Raw genomic sequence first — 20,047 nt, 5'->3', positions numbered from 1 at the left:
TGCAGGGCTTAAAAGTGCCATTCCACCTGGACGGTGGGGGCGCTGGTTTTAATGCCCGGTTTCAGGTCGCCGTTCGCCATGTAACGGTTGCCGAACTTGTTGTACCAGTACTCGTAGCCAATCCCGACCCACAGCGTGTTTTTCTTGTCGAAAGCGACTTTACCCACGTCAGCCATCAGGGAGGTACGGACCAGCACTTCAGACTTGGTGCTGATACCGGCGTAGTCGTCACCCTTGGGGCCTGCGTAGTTGGCAAAGCCCTGGAACTTCAGCGGGACCGAACCCACATCGAAGGGTAGATTCCAGTTCAGGCTAGCCAGAAACTGGGTATGAAAAGAGCTGCGGCTATCGGGGCAAGCAGGGGCACCCAGACCGCAGTGGTTCCACTCTTTACCTACCATCAGGCTCAGGTCCACAAAGCCTCGGGGCACATCAAACTTGAAGGTTGGGCCCAGCACCAGCAGGCGTTTGCGCGGTGCAAAGGCGGTGTTTTTGGTGTTCAGATCAAAGCCCGCCGTAATCGCTACATCTTTCACGGGACCAAAGCTGATGTCCTTGTCGAACACCTTGCCCATGGAGAGCTGGTGGCGGTAGGTCGCGTAGAACTCGGTGGCGCCATTGCTGCCGTTGCCGCTGGAAGGATCGTAGCGGTCCGACTGCAGAATATCCAGGTTAAAGAAGTTCTGACCCAGGCTGTAGCCGTTGACGTGTGTCAGGCTCAGGATGTGCTTCTGGATTGTCCGGTCATTCATGGGCTCGGTGTATTGCGTGCTGAAGCGGTAACCCAGGAAGGTGTCGCTCCAGTCAGCGGCCAGAGCCGGGGTGGACAGGATAGGGGCAGCCAGCAGGGCACATGCCCAGCGTGCAGGGTGTAGGTGTTTCATGGTGTCTCCTCTTTGTTTGAGCGCAAACAGGTCCTTGGGATCTGATGTCCCTTACGGCCTGCGGCTTTGGTTTTCTTTGAGTGGGTGTTACTGGCCTTACTTAGATTAATTATGGACAGTCGATACTTTTTTATGGGTACTGCAGAAATTTGAATAGCCGCCCGGTTTCACGCTTGGGCGGCTATTCAAAAGGGGGACTTAGCCGTTTTGTGAGGCTAGTTGATTGCTGTTTTCTTCAGCCGCTTTTTGAGCGTTGGCCTGTTTGCGAGCCTGGGTGGCTGCAGACGATTCGACGGTGTGGCCTTGGTCGGCATATTTTTCAATGCCGTTGAAAAACAGGTTCAGCACGATGGCAGATACGGCAGCCAACAAGATTCCGCTATGCAGCAAGGGAGCCAGGGCAGCGGGCATCTTGTCCAGCAGGTGCTCGGCAACCAGGGGAATCATGCCAAAGCCCAGGCTGATCGCCACGATGTAGGGGTTGTAGGGGTTGCGGTTCAGATTGGCAGACATCAGGATCTTGATGCCGGTGGCGCCCACCATGCCAAACATCACAATGCCAGCACCACCCAATACATAGTTGGGGATGGAGGCGACGACGAAAGCCATCTTGGGGAACAGGCCCAGCATGATCAGGAAAGCACCGCCCATCACACATACCCAGCGGCTACGTACGCCAGTCACGCTGACCAGGCCTACGTTTTGCGAGAAAGAACTGTGCGGGAAGGTATTCATGATGCCGCCCACCAGGGTGCCCAGGCCGTCGGTGCGCAGACCACGGACCAGTGCTTCGCGGTCAGTAGGGCGTCCACAGATGGAACCCAGTGCCAGGAACATGCCCAGAGATTCAACCATGATCACAACCATGATCAGGGACAGTACGGCAGCCGCACCCAGCAAGGCCCAGCTAAAGGTAGGTACACCAAAGTGAAACGGAGTCACGATGGCGAACCAACTGGTCTGGTCCAGACCTTCAAAGCTGATGCGGCCCATGGCCAGGGAGACGAAAAAGCCAACCAGCAAGCCAATCAGGACGGCTACGTTAGCCAGAAAGCCGCGAGCAAATTTGGTGATCAGCAGGATAACGGTCAGCACCATCAAGGCAATAGCCAGGTTTTCCAGCGAACCGTAATCCGGGTTGGGCATGGACAGGCCGGTCGCAGGATCGGTGATCGTGGGGGCTCCACCGCCAATCCAGTTCAGACCCACGCGCATCAAGGTCACGCCAATCACGGTGATGATGATGCCGGTCACAACCGGGGGAAACAGGCCCATCAGGCGACTGAATACCGGCGCAATCAGAATACTGAAGATACCGGCCAGGATGGTGGCACCGAAAATGCCGGGTAGACCCAGTTGCGGGTCCAGGCCGATGGCAACCATCGGGCTGACGGCTGCAAAGGATACGCCCATCATGACAGGCAGTTTGATGCCGAAGATACCGGCGCCGCGAGCTTGAATAATCGTGATCAGGCCACAGCACAACAGGTCGGCGTTAATCAGGAATGCAATCTGCTCTTTGGTCAGGCCCAGGGCCTCGCCAATGATCAGGGGGACAGCGACTGCGCCCGCGTACATCACCATGACGTGCTGCAAACCAAGGGTTGCCAGGCGTCCCGTTGGTAGGCGTTCGTCTACACCGTCACAATCAGCCGGTGTGGACACTTCTGGGTTGGCGGACATCAGGGTCTCCTTATTAATACGTTATGCGCAGCCGATGCCTGGGCCGCGTAAGCATAAAGTTATCGGATGGGCAGTATCACTGGAAGGCAGTACGACTTGATAAGTAGAATACGGAAAAGCGTATGGCAGGCCGCTCTCCACAGGAGGGAAGGATATAAGCCCGGTAGATAGGGGCTGTGTTCAGGCAGAGCGCTAGCAGATTCCTGCTTTTTTCATGCGTTTTGCAGCGCTAGGGGTATTGCCCACCTAGTCCAGCATAAAAAACTATGTTACTAGCTTCCAAACTACTGTTTTATTGCAGGGATTGAGGTGGCTTAAGGTATTGAAAGATATAAAAAAAGCGGCATTCAAGCCGCTTTTTTTGAGGGTCCTGTTTATTTGTCCGACCACAGGACACCGGCTGTCGCCCAGTCCTCGCGTTTGACGTCGGTAAAGATCACATCGACGGCATCCGGGGTACAGCCCAGGACGCGACAGGCTTCTTTAGTCAGGGCCTGGGCAAGTTCGCGCTTGATCTCCACGGGACGGCCGTCGAATAGTTGTACGTTAATAGAAGGCATAAAAGCTCCGTAGGGGGAAAGGGTGTTAGCGGCAAAAATCCGGCTCGCTCTGATAGAGCTTGCGTAGCAAGGCTGGCCATTCTAACAAGCCCTCTGGCTCGTCCCCAGGCAAAAGCTGGCGATGTGTCAAATCCAGCACGTCCTCAGGGGGCAGATGCAGTTGTGGGCTGGCCGCCATGGCCGAGAGCTGAATGCGGCAGGCGCGTTCCAGGGCATCCATCAATACATACGCTTCCGCGACCGTGCGTCCACAGGTCAGAGCGCCGTGATTACGCAAGAGCAGGGCGGGATAGGAGCCTAATTGCTGCAGCAGGGCTTCTTGTTCCTGGGGCGGGAAGGCCAGACCGGCATAGTCGTGGTAGCCAATGTCCCGCCAGAAGCGCATGGCATGTTGAGACAGGGGCAGCAGTCCACAGCATAGAGCCGAGACCGCAATCGAGGCGTCGGTATGCAGGTGAATGACACAGTGGGCATCGTCACGGGCGCGGTGTACGGCACCGTGAATGGCAAAACCGCTAGGATTGGCGCGGCGTCCTGTGTCGTCCACGACCTGACCCTGGGTATCAATCAAGAGCAGATTGGAGGCGCAGATTTCATCAAAGCGCAGGCCAAAGGGATTTATCAGGAAAATGTCGTCGTGGCCGGGCAGGCGCAGGGAGATATGCGTGTAGATAATATCGTCCCAGCCCTGGCGGGCCGCCAAACGATAGGCGGCAGCCAGATTGACGCGGGCGCGCCAGTGTTCGGGGTCTATATCGGCCGGACGGTGGGCGTAAATGGCCTCGATGTCCGGCGTGATGGGACAGGACTGGCTCACGCTGGGGTGGTTTCCAGTTCAGCGATGATGGCTTTTTCTTCCAGTTGAATCACGTCGCAGTTGTCACCGGGGCCTTTACGGTCGATCACGATGAAGTCAGCCACTTGATTCAAGGCCATAAGGGGGTGATGCCAAACGCCGGTTGCGTAGTTCACTCCTTGGTCGCCACGGGCCAGGAACAGGCGCAGATCCGCCGCTTTGGGAGTGGGGCCTGCGGGAGCCACGATCACCAGGTAAGGCTGACCGGACTGGGGAATGAAGGCCTGGCTACCTTTTGGATGGCGTTCCATCATTTCCACGGTGAAGGGCAGGGTGCGAGGCTGGCCACGGAAAATGGACACGATCGCGTGACCATCTGCGCCGGGCTCGATCTTGGCCAGGTCGTGGAAGCGCTCGGTATTGCCTTCGTTAATCGTGAAGTGTTGAACCGTGTCGGAAGCTTCAATAACGTCACCATAGGGGGTGAAGGCTTCAGCGCTCAGGGTTTCCAGTTTCAATGTGATTGTCATGACAGATCCTTTATTAGGCAGAACGGCGTGGGGCTGGAGGCAGCCGCACCACGTACAGTCAGAGGAAACAAGGGGCAGCGTGCCCGTGGACTGGCGCTACCCCGTGAACCGCAGGGATCAAGGATTTGATCCGGCATGCAGCAAAAATCAACCCAGCAGGGCGTCCAGACGGAAACGGGCAATTTTGCCGATTTGGGTCAGGCAGGCCTGAAATTCGGTTTCAGCGCTATTGTTCAGACGGGCTTCTACTGTATCCATGATTTGATAACGGCTCAAACCCTTGACGGCAATCACGAAGGGAAAACCGAAGCGTTCACGGTATTGGGCGTTCAAGCCACGCAGACGAGCCAGCTCTTCGGCCGAGCACTGGTCCAGGCCAGCGCCACGTTGTTCGCCCGTCGATGCGGTGGTTAGCGTTCCTTGCTCGGCTTCTTTCCCCGCCAATTCGGGGTGAGCACAGATCAGGTTCTTTTGTTCTTCGTACGATGCTTCCTGGACTACTTGCACCATGCAGGCGTGCAGTTGATCCACGCTTTCAAACGGACGCTGCTGCCAGCTACGCTCAGGGACCCAGGGGGAATGTTCAAAAATACCTTCGAGCTTGTCCACGAATTGGCTCTGGTCCAGGCTGGAGAGTTCGGTTAGAGCCTGTGTGGTGGTAAGGGTTTGAGTAGTCATGTGTCAGTCCGATTATCTAAGCGTAAATAGTGCGAGCCGAGGCGGCTCCAGGAGCAAGCCTGGAGGCCGTTTTATCAAGGGTAGTGGGTGGGCGTTTACACGGTCTGTTTGATTTATTCAAACCCTTATAAACCACCGCCTGTGGGCTATGATTTTCTTATATGGGACCAGTTTAAGTTTTCTGTTTATAAATAAAATAGAATTAGGCGTATAAATGATATATGCCATCTCGTATTGTGCATGTGTGTCATTATCATGCTGGAAAAAAGCGTAAGAAGGAGAGAATAAGATGGCCGCCCGACGTGGGGATAACCCGCTTGATACCTATCTTCTGAGGGTATTTTGCTTACTCGTTACCGAGCGCAGCGTCTCGCGTACCGCGTTCAAAATGAACCAGTCGCAGCCTGCTATCAGTGCGGCCTTACGACGCTTGCGTGACATTATTGGCGATCCTTTGCTGGTTCGGGAAAAAGGCGGCATGGTGCCGACCGAGCGCGCCATTGGCCTGCTGGCTCACGCCAAAGGAGCCCTGGCCGAGATCGACTGTATGGTTAATGCCCCCGACAGTTTCGACCCCCAGGTCAGCCGTAGTGAATTCCATATTGGTGCGCCGGACTATCTGGCGCCTGTGTTTATTGGTGGAGTGGTCGAGCGCATGCGCCGCGAGGCGCCCGGTGCCCGTTTGAACTTGCATTCGCTGGACGCCAGCTTTGATTTCGAGCGTTCTTTGGCCGAAGGTGATCTGGATATGGTGATCGGCAACTGGCCCGAACCGCCGGATCGCATGCACTTGTCGGTATTGCTGGAAGATCAGATTGTCTGCCTGGTGGCGGCCACGCATCCGCTGGCCCGTAAAGGGCTGACGATGGATGACTATGTACGTGCGCGCCACGTGGTGCCCATGCCGTATTCCATCAATCAGCGCGGTGTTATTGATACTACGTTGGCAACCTTGCGTATTCAGCGTGATGAGAGCGTGGCCGTGCAGTCTTTTTCTGCTGCTCCTTATTTGCTACAGAATACAGACCTCATTTTTACGACTTCGCGTCACTTTGCCGAGTTTTATTGCCGTTTATTGCCTCTGGCGATTTTGGAAGCGCCGCTGGAGTTTCCGCCCATGCGCTTTTATCAGCTCTGGCATGAACGTAACCGGCATTCGCCCAGCCATCGCTGGTTACGGCGTCTCCTGACCGAATGCGGTAACCAGTTAGCCTCGACCGAACCCCTGCCTCAACCCGACGCTTGAGTCCCAATCCCGCAAAATACTTGCTTTCGGGCTCGCGCTCGGGCAAATTAGCGAGCTACTCCTGTCTACACGAAAGTGATACGGAACTTGACGAAAATTGTTGCATTTAAAGCGACTAGTCACGGACACAAGCCGGAAGGCAGGTTGATAATAAGTAGTTCCTAACCTTGCAGGGTGTTTCGCGGTGTCTTTACCTCAGATGGGGGAGTCCTTTACCTGGTTGTATATCTGTGTCGTGGCTTTTATGGTCGGCGGGCTTATTGTGGCTTCCGAACGTTGGCACGGCCGCTTAACCGGGGACAGTGATCTCAGTAAACCTCAAGCGTCCCATTCCCGGCCTACCCCTCGTGTGGGTGGCCTGGCGGTGGTGGCAGGCAGTTTGGCTGGTTTGCTGGTGTTGGGCCCCAGCAATATGACGCTGACCTGGCTGTGGCCGGTCTTGTTTCTGGCGGCGATGCCCGTGTTTGTCGCGGGTCTGGTCGAGGACATCACCAAGGATGTGGGTTCCTTGAAACGCTTGCTGGCCGCTTTCTTGTCGGCTGCTATCGCTTGGTGGTTGCTGGGTGGCGTGTCTCGCGTTGGCGTAAGCTGGGCCGACTGGATTCTGGGTTTCTGGCCCATTTCGCTGCTCTTTACCATGATTGCCGTGGGCGGCTGTACCCATGCTCTTAATATTATTGATGGCATGAATGGCCTGGCAGGCATGATCGCCACCTTGATGGCTCTGTCGCTGGCGCTGGTCGCCTTGCAGGTGCAGGACATCCCGATTTTCCTGATTGCCGCCTCGCTGGCCTCGGCCACCCTGGGTTTTCTGGTGTGGAACTTCCCCTTTGGACGAGTTTTTCTAGGGGATGGCGGCGCGTATTTCCTGGGCTTCATGCTGGCTGAGCTGGCCGTGCAGTTGGTGGTGCGTAACCCTAGCGTCTCGCCCTTTTACGCCTTGGCCGTGCTGTTTTACCCTGTTTTTGAAACCCTGTTTTCGATCTGGCGCCGTCGTTTCAAACGGGGTGTGCCCGTGGACCAGCCTGACGCGCTGCATTTGCACCAACTGGTGTTTCGCCGTCTGGTGCGTTCCACGTTCAGTCGTGACAGTAGTGGGGCCTTGCCCGCGTTTTGTAATGCCATGACCTCGCCTTACCTGTGGGTTCTGGCTTTGATCGGTTTGGTTCCGGCCACGATCTGGTGGGACAATACCTGGGCCCTGTGCGCCAGCATGCTGGTTTTCTCACTGGTGTATATCTGGCTCTATTCCCGCCTGGTGTCGTGGCGTCGCCCGTCCTGGCTGCTGCTACCCTCGGTACGGCGGCGAGTAGACCGGGATTGATACTGTTCGGCGTTCAAGATTATTCCTTGCGCATAGCGCTAACTGGAGAATGAAGTTGCAACTTGAGAATGTGAAACTGGCCGTCATCGGCTTGGGATATGTCGGTTTGCCTTTGGCAGTGGAGTTTGGCAAAAAGCGTTCCGTTATTGGTTTTGACATTAACGCGCGTCGTGTCGCCGAACTCAAGGAAGGGGTGGATCGTACCTTGGAGGTCGACAGCGCGGAACTGGCCCAAGCCAGTGGCTTGAGCTACTCCTGCGAAGCCGATGAACTGGCCCAGGCCAATGTGTTCATCGTGACTGTGCCTACGCCGATTGATGAATTCAAACAACCCGATCTGACCCCCCTGGTACGTGCCTCTGAAACTATCGGTAAGGTGCTCAAGCGCGGCGACATCGTGATTTACGAATCCACGGTTTACCCAGGTGCCACCGAAGAAGTGTGTGTGCCCGTGCTGGAGCAAGTATCGGGTCTGCGCTTTAACGAAGATTTTTACGCGGGCTACAGCCCGGAGCGTATCAATCCAGGTGATAAAGAACACCGTGTCTCCACTATCAAGAAGGTGACATCGGGCTCTACGCCAGAAGTTGCTGAATTGGTGGACTCCCTGTACCGCGAAATCATCGTGGTAGGTACTTTCAAGGCCAGTTCCATTCGTGTGGCTGAAGCGGCGAAGGTGATTGAAAACACGCAGCGCGATGTGAATATCGCCCTGATCAACGAACTGGCGCTGATTTTCAACCGCCTTGGTATTGATACCCTGGACGTGCTGGAAGCTGCGGGCACCAAGTGGAACTTCCTGCCTTTCCGTCCCGGTCTGGTTGGTGGTCACTGCATTGGCGTGGACCCCTACTACCTGACGCACAAGGCACAGGCTATTGGCTACCACCCCGAAATCATTCTGGCTGGCCGTCGTCTGAACGACTCCATGGGTGGCTATGTGGCTTCCCAGTTGGTCAAGGCCATGACCAAACGTCGTATCCAGGTGCAAGGCGCCCGTGTGCTGTTGCTGGGTCTGGCCTTTAAAGAAAACTGCCCGGATCTGCGTAACACCCGCATTGTCGATATCGTGCACGAACTGAAGCAGTACGACGTGCATGTGGATGTGTATGACCCTTGGGTTGATCCTAAAGAAGCCGAGCACGAATACGGTATTACCCCTGTCGAAACCCCTAAAGCGGGCGAGTACGACGGTGTGATCGTGGCCGTGGCCCACAAGCAGTTCAAGGAACTGGGCGTGGAAGGCGTACGTCAATGGGGCAAGCCCGAGCATGTGCTCTACGACTTGAAGTATGTGTTTGATCGCGAACAGTCCGATCTGCGTCTTTAATTTTGGAAAGCATCATGAGCTCTGCATTTGAACAGGCGAGCCAGCAACTGCGTAACCAGCCTAAAACCTGGCTGGTTACGGGTTGCGCTGGCTTTATTGGTTCCAACCTTCTGGAAGCCCTGCTGAAGCTGGATCAGCAGGTGGTGGGTCTGGATAACTTTGCAACCGGCCATCAATACAATCTGGACGAAGTCCGTGACCAGGTGGGTGCCGAGCGTTGGGCGCGTTTCCGCTTCATTGAAGGGGATATCCGCAATCTGGAAACCTGTCGCGAGGCCGTTAAAGGCGCGGATTATGTTCTGCATCAGGCGGCTCTGGGTTCGGTTCCCCGTTCTCTGAACGATCCGCTGACTTCCAACGAAGTCAACGTGAACGGCGCTTTGAACATGATGGTGGCCGCGCGTGACGAGCAAGTGAAGGCCTTTGTTTACGCAGCTTCCAGCTCCACTTATGGAGACCACCCTGGCTTGCCCAAAGTTGAAGACACGATTGGCCGCCCGCTGTCCCCATATGCGGTGACCAAGTTCGTGAACGAGCTGTATGCGGACGTATTCGCCCGCGCCTACAGCTTCTCCAGCGTAGGCCTGCGTTACTTCAACGTATTTGGCAAACGTCAGGACCCCAATGGTGCTTACGCCGCGGTGATTCCCAAATGGGTATCGGCCATGATCCAGAACCAGGATGTGCAAATCAATGGGGATGGGCAGACCAGCCGCGACTTCTGCTTTATCGACAACGTTGTTCAAATGAATATCCTGGCCGCTGTGCAGCAAAAACCTGCTGTGGCCGAGGTCTATAACGTGGCCGTGAATGCCCGTACCAGCCTGAACGAGCTGTTCGAGCATTTGAAGCAAACCTTGAATGCTAACGGGGTGAGCTATACCAAACAGCCCATTTATGCGGACTTCCGTGCCGGTGATGTGATGCACTCGCAGGCGGATATCTCCAAAGCCCGCACACAACTGGGTTACGAGCCGACTCACACGATTTTGCAGGGCTTGAACACTGCCATGCCCTGGTACGTGGCGTTCCTGAGTTGATTTGGGCTGGCCTGAAAGCACGTCTGTCTAGTCTGCACGACGACCACCGTCGCATCGCTCTGGGAGCGATGCGGGTGGCGTTTTTTCTATTGCTGGGCAAGGCAGCGGGCGCTTTCAAAGAAATGGCCGTGGCGTATCGCTACGGCGTCAGTGATGTAGTCGATGCCTATCAGTTCACGATGGTCATGGCCAACTGGCTACCGGTGACGATCGTGGGCTCCATGTCCGTTGTGCTGATCCCCGTTCTGGTACGCCTGCATAGGCTGGAACCGGCGGCGCGCAGCCGTTTTCTGGGTGAGCTGAAAGCCTGGTGCATTGTGCTCGGTTGCGTGCTGGGTGCATTGATCTGGATTAGCTGGCCCTGGGTTCTGGAGTGGACCGGGCAAGGTTTAAGCCCTGCTGTTCATGAAATGAGTCGGGAGCTGCTGTTTGCTTTTGCGCCTGCTGCGGTTCTGACCTTGATGATCGGCCTGAGTGCGGCCCGTTTGCGAGCACATGAACGGCATATCAATACCTTGCTGGAAAGTGTCCCTGCCTTTGTCATCCTGATCTGGGTGCTGGCGGCGGGCGGAAATGCCGGTATTGGCCCCTTGTTATGGGGCACTTTGCTGGGCATGACGATTCAAGCTGTCTGGCTGATGATTCTGGCCTCGCGTGCTGATCAGATCTGGGCTCGTCCAACGGTCAGCTTGCGTGCCGAGCAGTGGCCGGATTTGCTCAAGGCGGCCACCATCATGCTGGTGGGGCAGGTAGCCATGAGTTTCGTGGGGCCCATTGACCAATATACGGCTGCCAATCTGGGCGCCAATGCCAATGCGACGCTGGGCTATGCCACTCGCTTGCTGGCTCTGGTTCTGGGGGTAGGTGCTGCCTCGGTAGGCCGTGCCGCTTTGCCAGTGCTGGCCGATATTCAAAGCCGTGGTGACAATGCCCGTGCTCGCTCCATGGCCTTGAAATGGTCGGTCATGATGGTGCTGGCTGGGGGAGTCGCCGCAGCCGTGGGAGTTTTGCTGGCTCCTTGGGGGGTTGCCCTGTTGTTTGAGCGGGGAGCCTTCACGGCGCAGGATACCGCTACCGTCGCCCAGGTTTTTAGCTGGGGCCTGGTGCAGTTGCCGTTTTATTTTGGGGTGCTGATTCTGGTGCAGTTGCTGGCCAGTCAGAATCGCTACAAGTCCATGGCGATTATTGCCGTGATCAATTTTTTGGTGAAAGCCGCTTTGAATCCAGTGTTGGCCGCACGCATGGGGCCGTCGGGCATCATGCTGGCTACCAGCCTGATGTATGCGGCGTCTTTCACTTGTTATTTCATCTTGGCCTTGAAGCCAGCCAGTGCGGTCGCGCCTGGTTCGCAGGAATAGGAAAACGTGCACAGTCATTCCACCGTTCGCCCTCATATCATGTTGCTCATCCACTCTCTGGGTGGGGGCGGGGCCGAACGTGTCGCAGTCGATCTCAGTGCCGCCTGGGTGGCGCGCGGCTATCGAGTGTCCCTGGTGACTCAGGCGGGTCGTGAAAAAGATGCGTATACCGTGGCTGAAGGGGTAGAGCGTCATGTTTTGAATACAGCGGGCAGCAGCCGTGGCCGTCTGGATGCCTTGTGGAAAAACTGGCGTCGGGTCAGCCGATTGCGCTCCTTGATGCGCAAGACCAAACCGGATGTGGTGCTGGGCATGATGACCACCTCATCGGTGTTGGCGATCTCCGCTGCCAAAGGCTTGCCGTGCAAGGTGATTGCAACCGAGCATACGCATCCTCCCTCTCAGTCCTTGTCTTCTTTCTGGCAAAAAGCCCGTCTGCGCACGTATCCTCAAGCGCATGCTGTGATCGCTCTTACAGCCGGTACGGCAGACTGGCTGCGTGAGCATGTGCCGGGCAGCCAGGTACAGGTGATTCCCAATGCCGTGCGCTGGCCTATGGACAGTGCCGAGCCTGTTGTCCCGGTGCCGGAGTTGCCAGAAGGACGTAAACGCTTGCTGGCGGTGGGGCGGCTGCACCCGGTCAAGGGTTTTGACACCCTGATCGAATCGTTTGCCATGCTATCCAATTACTTTCCCGATTGGGATCTGGTGATTCTGGGCGAGGGAGAGCAACGTGCTCTTTTGGAAGCCCGGATTGAAGAGTTGGAACTGCAAGAGCGGATTCAGCTTCCCGGCCGCGTTGGCAATATGGCGGACTGGTACGAGCAGTCTGATCTGTATGTGCTCAGTTCCCGTATGGAAGGGCTGTCCAACAGCTTGCTGGAAGCGATGGCTAGCGGTCTGACCGCTGTTGCCTTTGATTGCGATACCGGCCCACGCGAGATCATCCGCGCCAATATCGATGGCGTTCTGGTACGCCCCATCGAAGACGTAGAAGCCTTGGCCGCCCATTTATCCGACCTGATGTCCAACGACGACAAGCGCCAGCGATTGGCGCGCCGTGCTACGGATGTGCGTGACCGCTTCTCCTCGGCCCGAGTTCTGGCGCTATGGCAGCAAGTGTTGGAACAGTGCTTGCGTCGGCCTTAAAATGGCGCTTTGCTTAGTGCCAGCAGGCCCAAGCTACCCGGTCGATGAGCCCACGGAGGCCCAGTGAATATTCTGTTTTTCGTCAGCTCCCTGAATGCAGGCGGTGCCGAGCGCGTCGCTTCTACCCTGGCTAATGCCTGGGGTTTGCGGGGCGACCAGGTCACCCTGGTGCCTACCTATAGCGGGGGCGGCAGCGCTTTTTACCCTATCGACTCCAAGGTAGAGCTGGTGTGGCTGGCTCATCGCATGCGCGGTAGCTGGCTGCCTAAACCTTTTGCCAAGTTGCGCGCCATGCGCAAGCTGGTCCGTGAAAAACAGCCTGATGTCATTGTTTCTTTTCTGACCAATGTGAATATCAATGTCTTGCTGGGATTGGGCGGCATGGGTGTTCCCATTGTGGTGGGCGAGCGCACCAATCCGGCCTTCAGCAGCAGCGCGGGTAAGGTATTGCAAAACCTGCGTCGTCGCTTGTACCCCAAGGCACAGGTGGTCACTGTGCAGACCCGAGCTAGTGTGGCGGCGTTTCAGGCCATGGTGCCGGGCATGAAACAGGTCATGGTGGTGCCCAACCCCTTGCCGCAGGCGCTGGATAATGTGCAGCGCGAAGTGCGGGTGGAAGAAAACCGCCATTGCACTTTGATGGCGATGGGCCGTCTGGTGCCGTCCAAACGCTTTGATGTCTTGATTCGCGTATTTGCCAGCCTGGCTGCCGAGCATCCCGAGTGGAAACTGAAGATTTGGGGCGATGGCCCGCAACGTGCTCAATTGGTGCAGCAGATTGCCATGTCCGGTGCGGGCGACCGTATCGAACTGGCTGGTAAAACCGCCCAGCCCTGGCAGGAAATGGCGCGTTCTCACGCCTTTGTCATGACCTCGGAAGTAGAAGGTTTTCCTAATGTTCTGCTGGAAGCCATGGCGATGGGCCTGCCTGCCGTGACCGTCGATTGCCCCAGCGGTCCGCGTGAGATCAGCTCCGATGGCAAAGATGCCTTGCTGGTGCCGGTAGGGGACGAGGGTGCCTTGACCGCCGCCCTGGCCGAATTGATGGGTGATGGTGTTTTCCGGGGTGTCTTGGGTCGCCGTGCCGCTGCTGCGGTGCGTCAGCGTTATGAACTAGAACAGGTTTTGCTTAACTGGGACCAGGTCTTTCAGGCCGCCCGTGGCGGTATCGAAGAGGGAGCCAAAGCATGAGTGCATTGCAGCCAGCGTCGTTAAATCAGGACACGGACGCCGTGGACGGCAAGCCGGAGAAAACAAGCCCAGCCTTGCGGGTCGTGCATATTATTGCGGGCCTGGGGCAGGGGGGTGCAGAAACGGTCTTGTTCCGCTTGGCGACAGCGCCCGGGCAAGAGACTGAACATATTGTGATTTCGCTAGGTGGGGAAGACGTCTTTGGGCCGCAATTGCGTGCTGCAGGCATTCCCTTGTATTGCTTGAACATGCATTCGCCGCTGGGCTTTTTGAAAGGCCTGCGTGGCCTGACCCGAGTGCTGCGCGACGTGCAGCCGGATGTGGTGCAGACCTGGATGTACCACTCGGATCTGATCGGTGGCGCCGCTGCGCGGCTGGTCGGCATCCCTGCTGTTTCCTGGGGCATCCGTAACTCGGGAGCCAATCTGTATCAAGGCAGCCCCAAGGCGCGAATGGTGGCCTGGTTATGTGCTCGCTTGTCGCGTTTTATTCCCAAACTGATCGTGTCTTGCGCCGAAAACGCGGCCCGACGCCATAAGCAGTGGGGCTATCGCGCCGACATCATGAAAGTGATTCCCAATGGCTATGACCTGAGCCGTTGGCATCCTGACCCGCAGGCCCGCGAAGAAGTGCGAGAAGAATTGGGTTTGTCGCTGGATACACCCGTTATAGGTAGCGTGGCCCGCTGGAACCCGCTGAAAGATCATCCCAATTTGTTGGCTGCTTTAGCCCGTAGCCTGCATCGTCATCCTGGCCTGCGTTGCCTCTTGATTGGCGATGGCATGGACAGCAATAACGAAACTCTGATGCGTTTGCTGGATCAGCACCAACTGCGCGAAAGCGTCATCTTGATGGGCCGACGCAGCGATGTACCGCGCCTGATGAATGCCTTGGACGTACACGTGTTGTCCAGTTCCGCAGAAGGCTTTCCGAACGTGGTGTGTGAAGCCATGGCTGCCGGGGTGTCGAATGTGGTCACCGACGTAGGGGATGCAGCCCTGATTGTGGGTAATGAGGGCTGGATTGTGCCTCCCAGCAATGCGGAAGCTCTGGCTGGTGCTATTAACAGTGCGGTAGATGAGCTGGGCGCACCTTCCTGGCAAGCTCGTCATGAGCATGCGCGTGAGCGTGTTGCCCGCCTGTTCTCATTGGAGGGCATGGTCAAGAATTACACGCAGGCCTGGAAGACACTGACAGCGCAGTACCCGCCCAAGCGCAAGCGTAGTCGTCAGGCCTTGAATGTGTTGACGGATGAATCCGGCAACAAGACGCGCATGTTGATGTTTGTGGTCAACAACCCGGTGTTTTTCCTGTCGCACCGTTTGCCTTTGGCTCTGGCTGCACAGCGTGAGGGCTATGACGTACACGTCGCCACCATGGACGGTCCGGCGGTTGCCGAGATTGAGCGTCACGGCCTGCAACACCATGCTTTGCCCATGACACGCAGTGGGACCAATCCTTTGCAAGAGTTGCAAACCATCTGGGCCTTGTGGCGCTTGTTTCGCCGGGAGCGGCCTGAGCTGGTGCATGCGGTAACCATCAAGCCTGTTTTATATGGTGGAATTGCGGCTCGCTTGGCCGGTGTGCCGGGTTTCCTGGCGGCGGTTTCGGGTCTGGGCTATGTGTTTACCAAGCGCGACAAGTCATTTGATCCGGTACGTTGGATTGCTTTGCAGCTATACCGCATGGCCCTGGGGCACCCTAATAGCCGTGTGATTTTCCAGAACAGCAATGACCGTGATGTCTTGCTGGAAGATCGAGTCGTCAAACGCGATCAGTGCATCCTGATTCGCGGTTCAGGCGTAGATCTGAACGAGTTTCAGGCCCTTCCAGAGCCTGAAGGCCCACCCGTTGCCTTGATGGTGTCGCGTCTGCTGGTGGACAAGGGCGTACGAGAGTTTGTCGAAGCAGCACGCATCAGTGCCGCTGCAGGCAGCCCGGTCAAATGGGTATTGGCAGGTAGCCCGGACCCTGGCAACCCAGCCAGTATCAGCGAGCAGGAATGGCAGAGCTGGAAAAAACAGGGTGTGGTGGAGTGCCTGGGCGAGCGTAGCGATATTGCTCAGCTTTATGCTCAATCGCATATTGCCGTACTGCCTTCCTACCGTGAAGGTTTGCCCAAATCGCTGGTTGAGGCGGCCGCTTGCGGGCGCGCAGTGGTGACGACGGATGTGCCTGGCTGCCGGGATGCAATTGATCCTGGTGTCAGTGGTGTACTGGTGCCGGTGCGTAATGCGCAGGCTTTAGCGACTGCCGTGATGGAGTTGGGCGAGGACAGGGCTCGTCGTCAGACGATGGGGGCTGAAAGCCGACGATTGGCGGAAGAGGCTTTTGATATTGGCCGCATTAGCGAAGCCCATCTGGATCTGTATCAGTACTTGAGCCGTTAAGGTTTTAGCTGCCTTGATCTCAGACATCAAGGCAAAAAACGGGCTGAACTGCCTGCTGTGACTTGGAGTTGAATCCAGGATTTCAGTGACAGTTCAGCCCGTTTTTTATACTGCGCTAGAGACTAGAAACTAGAGAACAGCGAGCAGGGGGCTGGGTATTAGCGAATTTCCGTCGTCTTAGAAAGGCAAAGCAGCATCAGGCTTCAAAGCCAACAGTGCCGCCCGGAATTCACCCTGAATCCGATCCAGCGCCTCTTGGGACTGCGCCTCAAAGCGCAGCACAATGACTGGTGTGGTGTTAGAAGCACGGGCCAGACCGAAACCATCCGGGTATTCGGCACGTACGCCATCAATGGTGTTGAGCTGATTGGCGCTGGGAAAGCGGCCCTCTTTTTGCAGGCGGGCAATCAAGGCATGTGGCTCGCCTTCGGCCAAAGGCAGTTTCAGCTCTGGCGTGGACAAGTCTTGTGGCAAGGCTTCCAGCACGGCGCTGGGGTTGTCACCGCGCGAGAGAATCGCCAGCAAACGTGCCCCGGTGTACAGGCCGTCATCAAAACCGTACCAGCCTTCCTTGAAGAACACGTGGCCGCTCATTTCACCAGCCAGAGGGGCGCCCGTTTCGGCCAGCTTGGCCTTGATCAGCGAATGGCCGGTTTGCCACATCAACGGCTCACCCCCGGCCTTGGCCACTTCCAGGGCAACGTGGCGACTGCATTTCACGTCAAAAATAATGGTGGAATCGGGCTCGCGCTGCAAAATATCGCGTGCGTACAGAATCAACTGGCGGTCTGGCCAGATGATCTGACCGGAGCGCGTCACCACACCCAGACGGTCGGCATCGCCATCAAAGGCCAGGCCTACTTCGCAGTTCGTGTTTTGAACATGGGCGATCAGGTCTTGCAGATTGTGTGGCTCGGCGGGGTCGGGGTGATGGTTGGGGAAGCTGCCATCGACATCTTCAAACAGCATATCCACGTCGCAGCCCAGGGCCTTGAACAGACGGGCCGCGACCACACCACCCACGCCATTGCCACAGTCCAGGGCAATCTTCATGGGGCGGGCCAGCTTCACGCGCTCGGCAATTGTGCTGACGTACTGGTCCAGCAAGTCTTTCTTGTGGCCTGTGCCCGCTTGGGCAGCAGGTTCAACACCCGCCTGCATACGCTGCTTCAAGGCTTGAATGTCGCTGCCGTGCAGCGTTTTACCGGCCATCATCATCTTGAAGCCGTTGTAATTGGAGGGGTTGTGGCTGCCTGTAATGGCGACGCCTGAACCGGTTTCCAGCACATTGGCCGCAAAATAGACGACAGGAGTGGGCACCATGCCCAGATCTACCGTGTTGACCCCACCGGCCTGAATCCCTTTTTGCAGCTCGCGTGACAAGGCGGGGCTGCTGTGGCGGCCGTCATAGCCCACCACCAAAGTCTGTACACCCTGTTCACGGGCCGAGGCTGCCAAGGCTAAACCCAATTGATAGGCGAAGGCCGGGTTCAATTGTTCGGGAACCGTGCCTCGAATATCGTAGGCCTTGAATACAGCGGTCGGTAGGGCAGGGGTTTGGGTCACTGTCGCGTCCTGGGTAGATAAACAAAGAAGCAGTTTAGCGCGAATGCCATTGGCTTTCGTGAGTTACCATTAAGAGCTGTAGCGCGACAGCAAGAGCGCCTGATTGTTTTTCTTGAGTGGCTTGGGTCATGACTTTTCTAAACGAACTTGAACAGCGTATTGGTCAGCAACATGTGTTGACCGGGCAATCCATGCAGCAGTATCTGGAGGATTGGCGCGGACGCTATACCGGTACTGCCCTGGCGGTGGCCCGGCCTGCGACCACAGAAGAAGTCGCCCAGGTCGTGCGCTTATGTGCCGAGCACCGGGTGCCTATCGTCCCCCAAGGCGGCAATACCGGGCTGTGCGGGGGCGCGACCCCGGATAACAGCGCGACTGCACTGGTCCTGTCTCTGGAGCGCCTGAACAAGATTCGTAGTGTGGACACCGATAACGACACCATGGTGGTGGAAGCAGGCTGCATTTTGCAAAACGTGCAGCAGGCCGCCCGCGATCATCAGCGTTTGTTCCCCTTGAGCCTGGCCGCAGAAGGTAGCTGCACCATTGGCGGCAATCTGGCCACCAATGCGGGCGGCACACAGGTACTGCGTTACGGTAATGCCCGTGACCTGACTCTGGGTCTGGAGGTGGTGACTGCGCAAGGTGAAATCCTGCATGGTTTGCTGGGTCTGCGTAAAGACAATACCGGTTACGATCTGCGCAATCTGTTTATTGGTAGCGAAGGCACGCTGGGCATTATCACGGCAGCCACCATCAAGTTGTATCCCCAGCCTGTGGCAGCGTGCACGGCTTTGCTGGCCTTGAACACGATTGAAGATGCCGTACAGGTGCTGGCCCTGGCACGTCAGGGTCTGGCCGCTTCCTTGACCGGCTTTGAGCTGATTGCAGGCAATTGCCTGCAAGCCGTGCTGCATTGCTACCCCGATCAACGCATGCCTTTCCAGGGGCCGGCAGAAAAGGCTGCTTGGTACGCCTTGCTGGAGTTGTCGGATAGCGAAAGCCTGGAACATGCTCGCGAGCGTTTTGAAACGGTGATTGGGCAGGCGCTGGAGCAGGAGCTGGTGCAAGACGCGGTTATTGCCGAGACCATCGCACAAAGCAAAGCGCTCTGGCATTTGCGCGAAAGCATCCCGCTGGCTGAAAAGGCCTACGGCAAAAGCATCAAGCATGATGTGTCCATCCCCGTGTCGGTGATGTCCCAGTTCGTGCACGAGACTGACAAGGCCTTGCAAGAAGCCTTCCCCGGTCTGGAAAACGTGACCTTCGGGCATTTGGGCGACGGCAACTTGCACTACAACGTGGCACGCGGCACGGCCTTTACGGAAGAAGAACTGTTGAAACGTCAGGATGAAGTCTATGCCCTGGTGCATGACAGCGTGCACCGCTTCAATGGTTCCATCAGTGCCGAGCATGGCGTGGGCCAGCTCAAGCGTCAGTTGTTGCCACGTTATAAAGACCCTGTCTCCCTGGCCTTGATGAAGCAAATCAAGGTGGCGCTGGATCCTTTGGGGATCATGAACCCCGGTAAAGTTTTGCCTGATTGATTGAAGTTATCTGGTATTTAGATGTTTTTTCGCCCTTATATCCTTGGTAGTGCCGTCTTGTTTATTGTTTTGGGAATAGTCGCGTCGGTGACGCTGGGTTCGGCAACGGACCTGTCACTCAGCGCTTATTTCTACGACCCTCAGGCTCAGGACTTCCCCTGGCGTTTGCAGCCTTTTGTCGATTTGTTCGGACGCAAGCTGGTCTGGTTCGTTCCTTTTGGCGGCGCTGTTATCTGGACGATAGTGGCCTGGCGGCAAACCAGGGGCTCTCGCCGCCAACTGGCCTGGGCGGGGGCGGCCTTCTTCATGGGCAGCGGCCCTTTGTTGATTGGCGTGTTGAAACATCTCACTGCCATGCCACGACCTTTTAATCTGGCCATGTTCGGTGGCACAGAGTCCATGCCCACCTACTTTTGGGCGCACTCCTGGGCTGAAGCGGGCAATGCTTTGCCCAGTGCCCATGCCGCATCCGGCTTTGTGCTCTTGTCACTGTTTTTTGTGGGTGTCCTGATCGGCTGCCGCAAATTGGCGGCCTGGGGCTTTGTGCTGGGTATCAGCGCAGGCTTGCTATTCGGCTTTTTGCGCATCATGCAGGGCTACCATTTTCTTAGCCAAGTCCTGGCGTCTGGCGCTGTCCTGGGGCTGTATGGCTGCGTACTGTTTTATATCTTGTGGTCTTGGGCCAGACACAAGCAATTGCCCGCCTAGCGGCTCTCTGAATCTGGAAAAGGGGACTTCAAGTCCCCTTTTCTGTTTTTACGAGCCCCACTGCGATAGG

At 56.8% G+C, this 20,047-nt stretch carries 17 protein-coding genes and 1 pseudogene; 11 read left to right on the top strand and 7 right to left on the bottom strand.

What is annotated here, in order from left to right; all coding sequences use genetic code 11:
• Positions 1–8: 8 nt before the first annotated feature.
• The 6 genes from OSH09_RS13195 to uraD all read right to left on the bottom strand — a co-directional run bounded on the left by OSH09_RS13195 (position 9) and on the right by uraD (position 5,131).
• Positions 9–884 (bottom strand): hypothetical protein, encoded by an 876-nt coding sequence (locus OSH09_RS13195; RefSeq protein WP_266121220.1) that lies wholly within the window; start codon positions 882–884, stop codon positions 9–11.
• A 198-nt stretch (positions 885–1,082) separates the two neighbouring features.
• Positions 1,083–2,567: a nucleobase:cation symporter-2 family protein gene (locus OSH09_RS13190; RefSeq protein WP_222667746.1), complete on the bottom strand. Its 1,485-nt coding sequence runs from the start codon at positions 2,565–2,567 to the stop codon at positions 1,083–1,085.
• 374 nt (positions 2,568–2,941) lie between these two features.
• A complete protein-coding gene (locus tag OSH09_RS13185; protein ID WP_153229067.1) occupies positions 2,942–3,127 on the bottom strand; it encodes a 4-oxalocrotonate tautomerase in 186 nt (61 codons plus the stop codon).
• Positions 3,128–3,152: 25 nt separating this feature from the next.
• Positions 3,153–3,944 (bottom strand): class II aldolase/adducin family protein, encoded by a 792-nt coding sequence (locus OSH09_RS13180; RefSeq protein ID WP_266121219.1) that lies wholly within the window; start codon positions 3,942–3,944, stop codon positions 3,153–3,155.
• Positions 3,941–4,453, bottom strand: a complete 513-nt coding sequence (locus OSH09_RS13175; protein WP_266121218.1) for an ureidoglycolate lyase — start codon at positions 4,451–4,453, stop codon at positions 3,941–3,943. Before OSH09_RS13175 ends, OSH09_RS13180 begins: the two co-directional genes overlap by 4 nt.
• A 147-nt stretch (positions 4,454–4,600) precedes the next feature.
• On the bottom strand, positions 4,601–5,131 hold the full coding sequence (gene uraD, locus OSH09_RS13170; protein ID WP_266121217.1) for a 2-oxo-4-hydroxy-4-carboxy-5-ureidoimidazoline decarboxylase: 531 nt from the start codon (positions 5,129–5,131) through the stop codon (positions 4,601–4,603).
• Positions 5,132–5,420: 289 nt separating this feature from the next.
• Between uraD and OSH09_RS13165 the strand changes: the two genes are divergently transcribed.
• The 9 genes and pseudogenes from OSH09_RS13165 (at position 5,421) to OSH09_RS18285 (ending at position 16,159) form a co-directional block, all read left to right on the top strand.
• Positions 5,421–6,377 carry a LysR family transcriptional regulator gene (locus OSH09_RS13165; protein ID WP_222667744.1) on the top strand — a complete coding sequence of 319 codons (957 nt, stop codon included), beginning with the start codon at positions 5,421–5,423 and terminating at the stop codon, positions 6,375–6,377.
• Positions 6,378–6,576: 199 nt separating this feature from the next.
• Positions 6,577–7,701: an MraY family glycosyltransferase gene (locus OSH09_RS13160; protein WP_207875905.1), complete on the top strand. Its 1,125-nt coding sequence runs from the start codon at positions 6,577–6,579 to the stop codon at positions 7,699–7,701.
• 49 nt (positions 7,702–7,750) lie between these two features.
• Positions 7,751–9,031 (top strand): Vi polysaccharide biosynthesis UDP-N-acetylglucosamine C-6 dehydrogenase TviB, encoded by a 1,281-nt coding sequence (tviB, locus tag OSH09_RS13155; RefSeq protein WP_207873252.1) that lies wholly within the window; start codon positions 7,751–7,753, stop codon positions 9,029–9,031.
• Between the two features lie 14 nt (positions 9,032–9,045).
• Entirely contained in the window at positions 9,046–10,071 is a 1,026-nt protein-coding gene (locus tag OSH09_RS13150) for an SDR family oxidoreductase (RefSeq protein WP_266121216.1), read from the top strand.
• A complete protein-coding gene (gene murJ, locus OSH09_RS13145; RefSeq protein ID WP_207873254.1) occupies positions 10,068–11,429 on the top strand; it encodes a murein biosynthesis integral membrane protein MurJ in 1,362 nt (453 codons plus the stop codon). Before OSH09_RS13150 ends, murJ begins: the two co-directional genes overlap by 4 nt.
• A gap of 39 nt (positions 11,430–11,468) precedes the next feature.
• Positions 11,469–12,578 (top strand): glycosyltransferase family 4 protein, encoded by a 1,110-nt coding sequence (locus tag OSH09_RS13140; protein ID WP_266121416.1) that lies wholly within the window; start codon positions 11,469–11,471, stop codon positions 12,576–12,578.
• A 63-nt stretch (positions 12,579–12,641) separates the two neighbouring features.
• Positions 12,642–13,769, top strand: a complete 1,128-nt coding sequence (locus tag OSH09_RS13135) for a glycosyltransferase family 4 protein (protein WP_266121215.1) — start codon at positions 12,642–12,644, stop codon at positions 13,767–13,769.
• Positions 13,766–14,836, top strand: a pseudogene (locus OSH09_RS18290) (glycosyltransferase family 4 protein); the annotation flags it as partial. The gene OSH09_RS13135 and the pseudogene OSH09_RS18290, both read left to right, overlap by 4 nt.
• A gap of 207 nt (positions 14,837–15,043) precedes the next feature.
• Positions 15,044–16,159: a glycosyltransferase family 4 protein gene (locus OSH09_RS18285; protein WP_323178770.1), complete on the top strand. Its 1,116-nt coding sequence runs from the start codon at positions 15,044–15,046 to the stop codon at positions 16,157–16,159.
• A 177-nt stretch (positions 16,160–16,336) separates the two neighbouring features.
• Here the strand turns inward: OSH09_RS18285 and OSH09_RS13125 are convergent, their stop codons facing one another.
• Entirely contained in the window at positions 16,337–17,725 is a 1,389-nt protein-coding gene (locus OSH09_RS13125; RefSeq protein ID WP_266121213.1) for a phosphomannomutase/phosphoglucomutase, read from the bottom strand.
• A gap of 128 nt (positions 17,726–17,853) precedes the next feature.
• Between OSH09_RS13125 and OSH09_RS13120 the strand changes: the two genes are divergently transcribed.
• Together OSH09_RS13120 and OSH09_RS13115 are read left to right on the top strand one after the other, a co-directional pair.
• Positions 17,854–19,269 (top strand): FAD-binding oxidoreductase, encoded by a 1,416-nt coding sequence (locus tag OSH09_RS13120; RefSeq protein WP_266121212.1) that lies wholly within the window; start codon positions 17,854–17,856, stop codon positions 19,267–19,269.
• 21 nt (positions 19,270–19,290) lie between these two features.
• Positions 19,291–19,977 carry a phosphatase PAP2 family protein gene (locus tag OSH09_RS13115; protein WP_207873259.1) on the top strand — a complete coding sequence of 229 codons (687 nt, stop codon included), beginning with the start codon at positions 19,291–19,293 and terminating at the stop codon, positions 19,975–19,977.
• Positions 19,978–20,047 lie beyond the last annotated feature (70 nt).

Source organism: Alcaligenes parafaecalis (assembly GCF_026344135.1).
GTDB classification, from domain to species: Bacteria; Pseudomonadota; Gammaproteobacteria; order Burkholderiales; family Burkholderiaceae_B; genus Alcaligenes; species Alcaligenes parafaecalis.
The sequence above is the reverse complement of the archived record's forward strand: the minus strand, read 5'-3'. Positions and strand labels throughout refer to the sequence as shown.

What these genes read in the sequence shown, in the direction of transcription:
- OSH09_RS13195 (WP_266121220.1), bottom strand. Translation starts at nt 884, where the DNA reads ATGAAACACCTACACCCTGCACGCTGGGCATGTGCCCTGCTGGCTGCC.
- OSH09_RS13190 (WP_222667746.1), bottom strand. Translation starts at nt 2,567, where the DNA reads ATGTCCGCCAACCCAGAAGTGTCCACACCGGCTGATTGTGACGGTGTA.
- OSH09_RS13185 (WP_153229067.1), bottom strand. Translation starts at nt 3,127, where the DNA reads ATGCCTTCTATTAACGTACAACTATTCGACGGCCGTCCCGTGGAGATC.
- OSH09_RS13175 (WP_266121218.1), bottom strand. Translation starts at nt 4,453, where the DNA reads ATGACAATCACATTGAAACTGGAAACCCTGAGCGCTGAAGCCTTCACC.
- uraD (WP_266121217.1), bottom strand. Translation starts at nt 5,131, where the DNA reads ATGACTACTCAAACCCTTACCACCACACAGGCTCTAACCGAACTCTCC.
- OSH09_RS13165 (WP_222667744.1), top strand. Translation starts at nt 5,421, where the DNA reads ATGGCCGCCCGACGTGGGGATAACCCGCTTGATACCTATCTTCTGAGG.
- OSH09_RS13160 (WP_207875905.1), top strand. Translation starts at nt 6,577, where the DNA reads ATGGGGGAGTCCTTTACCTGGTTGTATATCTGTGTCGTGGCTTTTATG.
- tviB (WP_207873252.1), top strand. Translation starts at nt 7,751, where the DNA reads ATGAAGTTGCAACTTGAGAATGTGAAACTGGCCGTCATCGGCTTGGGA.
- OSH09_RS13150 (WP_266121216.1), top strand. Translation starts at nt 9,046, where the DNA reads ATGAGCTCTGCATTTGAACAGGCGAGCCAGCAACTGCGTAACCAGCCT.
- OSH09_RS13140 (WP_266121416.1), top strand. Translation starts at nt 11,469, where the DNA reads ATGTTGCTCATCCACTCTCTGGGTGGGGGCGGGGCCGAACGTGTCGCA.
- OSH09_RS18285 (WP_323178770.1), top strand. Translation starts at nt 15,044, where the DNA reads ATGTTGATGTTTGTGGTCAACAACCCGGTGTTTTTCCTGTCGCACCGT.
- OSH09_RS13120 (WP_266121212.1), top strand. Translation starts at nt 17,854, where the DNA reads ATGACTTTTCTAAACGAACTTGAACAGCGTATTGGTCAGCAACATGTG.
- OSH09_RS13115 (WP_207873259.1), top strand. Translation starts at nt 19,291, where the DNA reads ATGTTTTTTCGCCCTTATATCCTTGGTAGTGCCGTCTTGTTTATTGTT.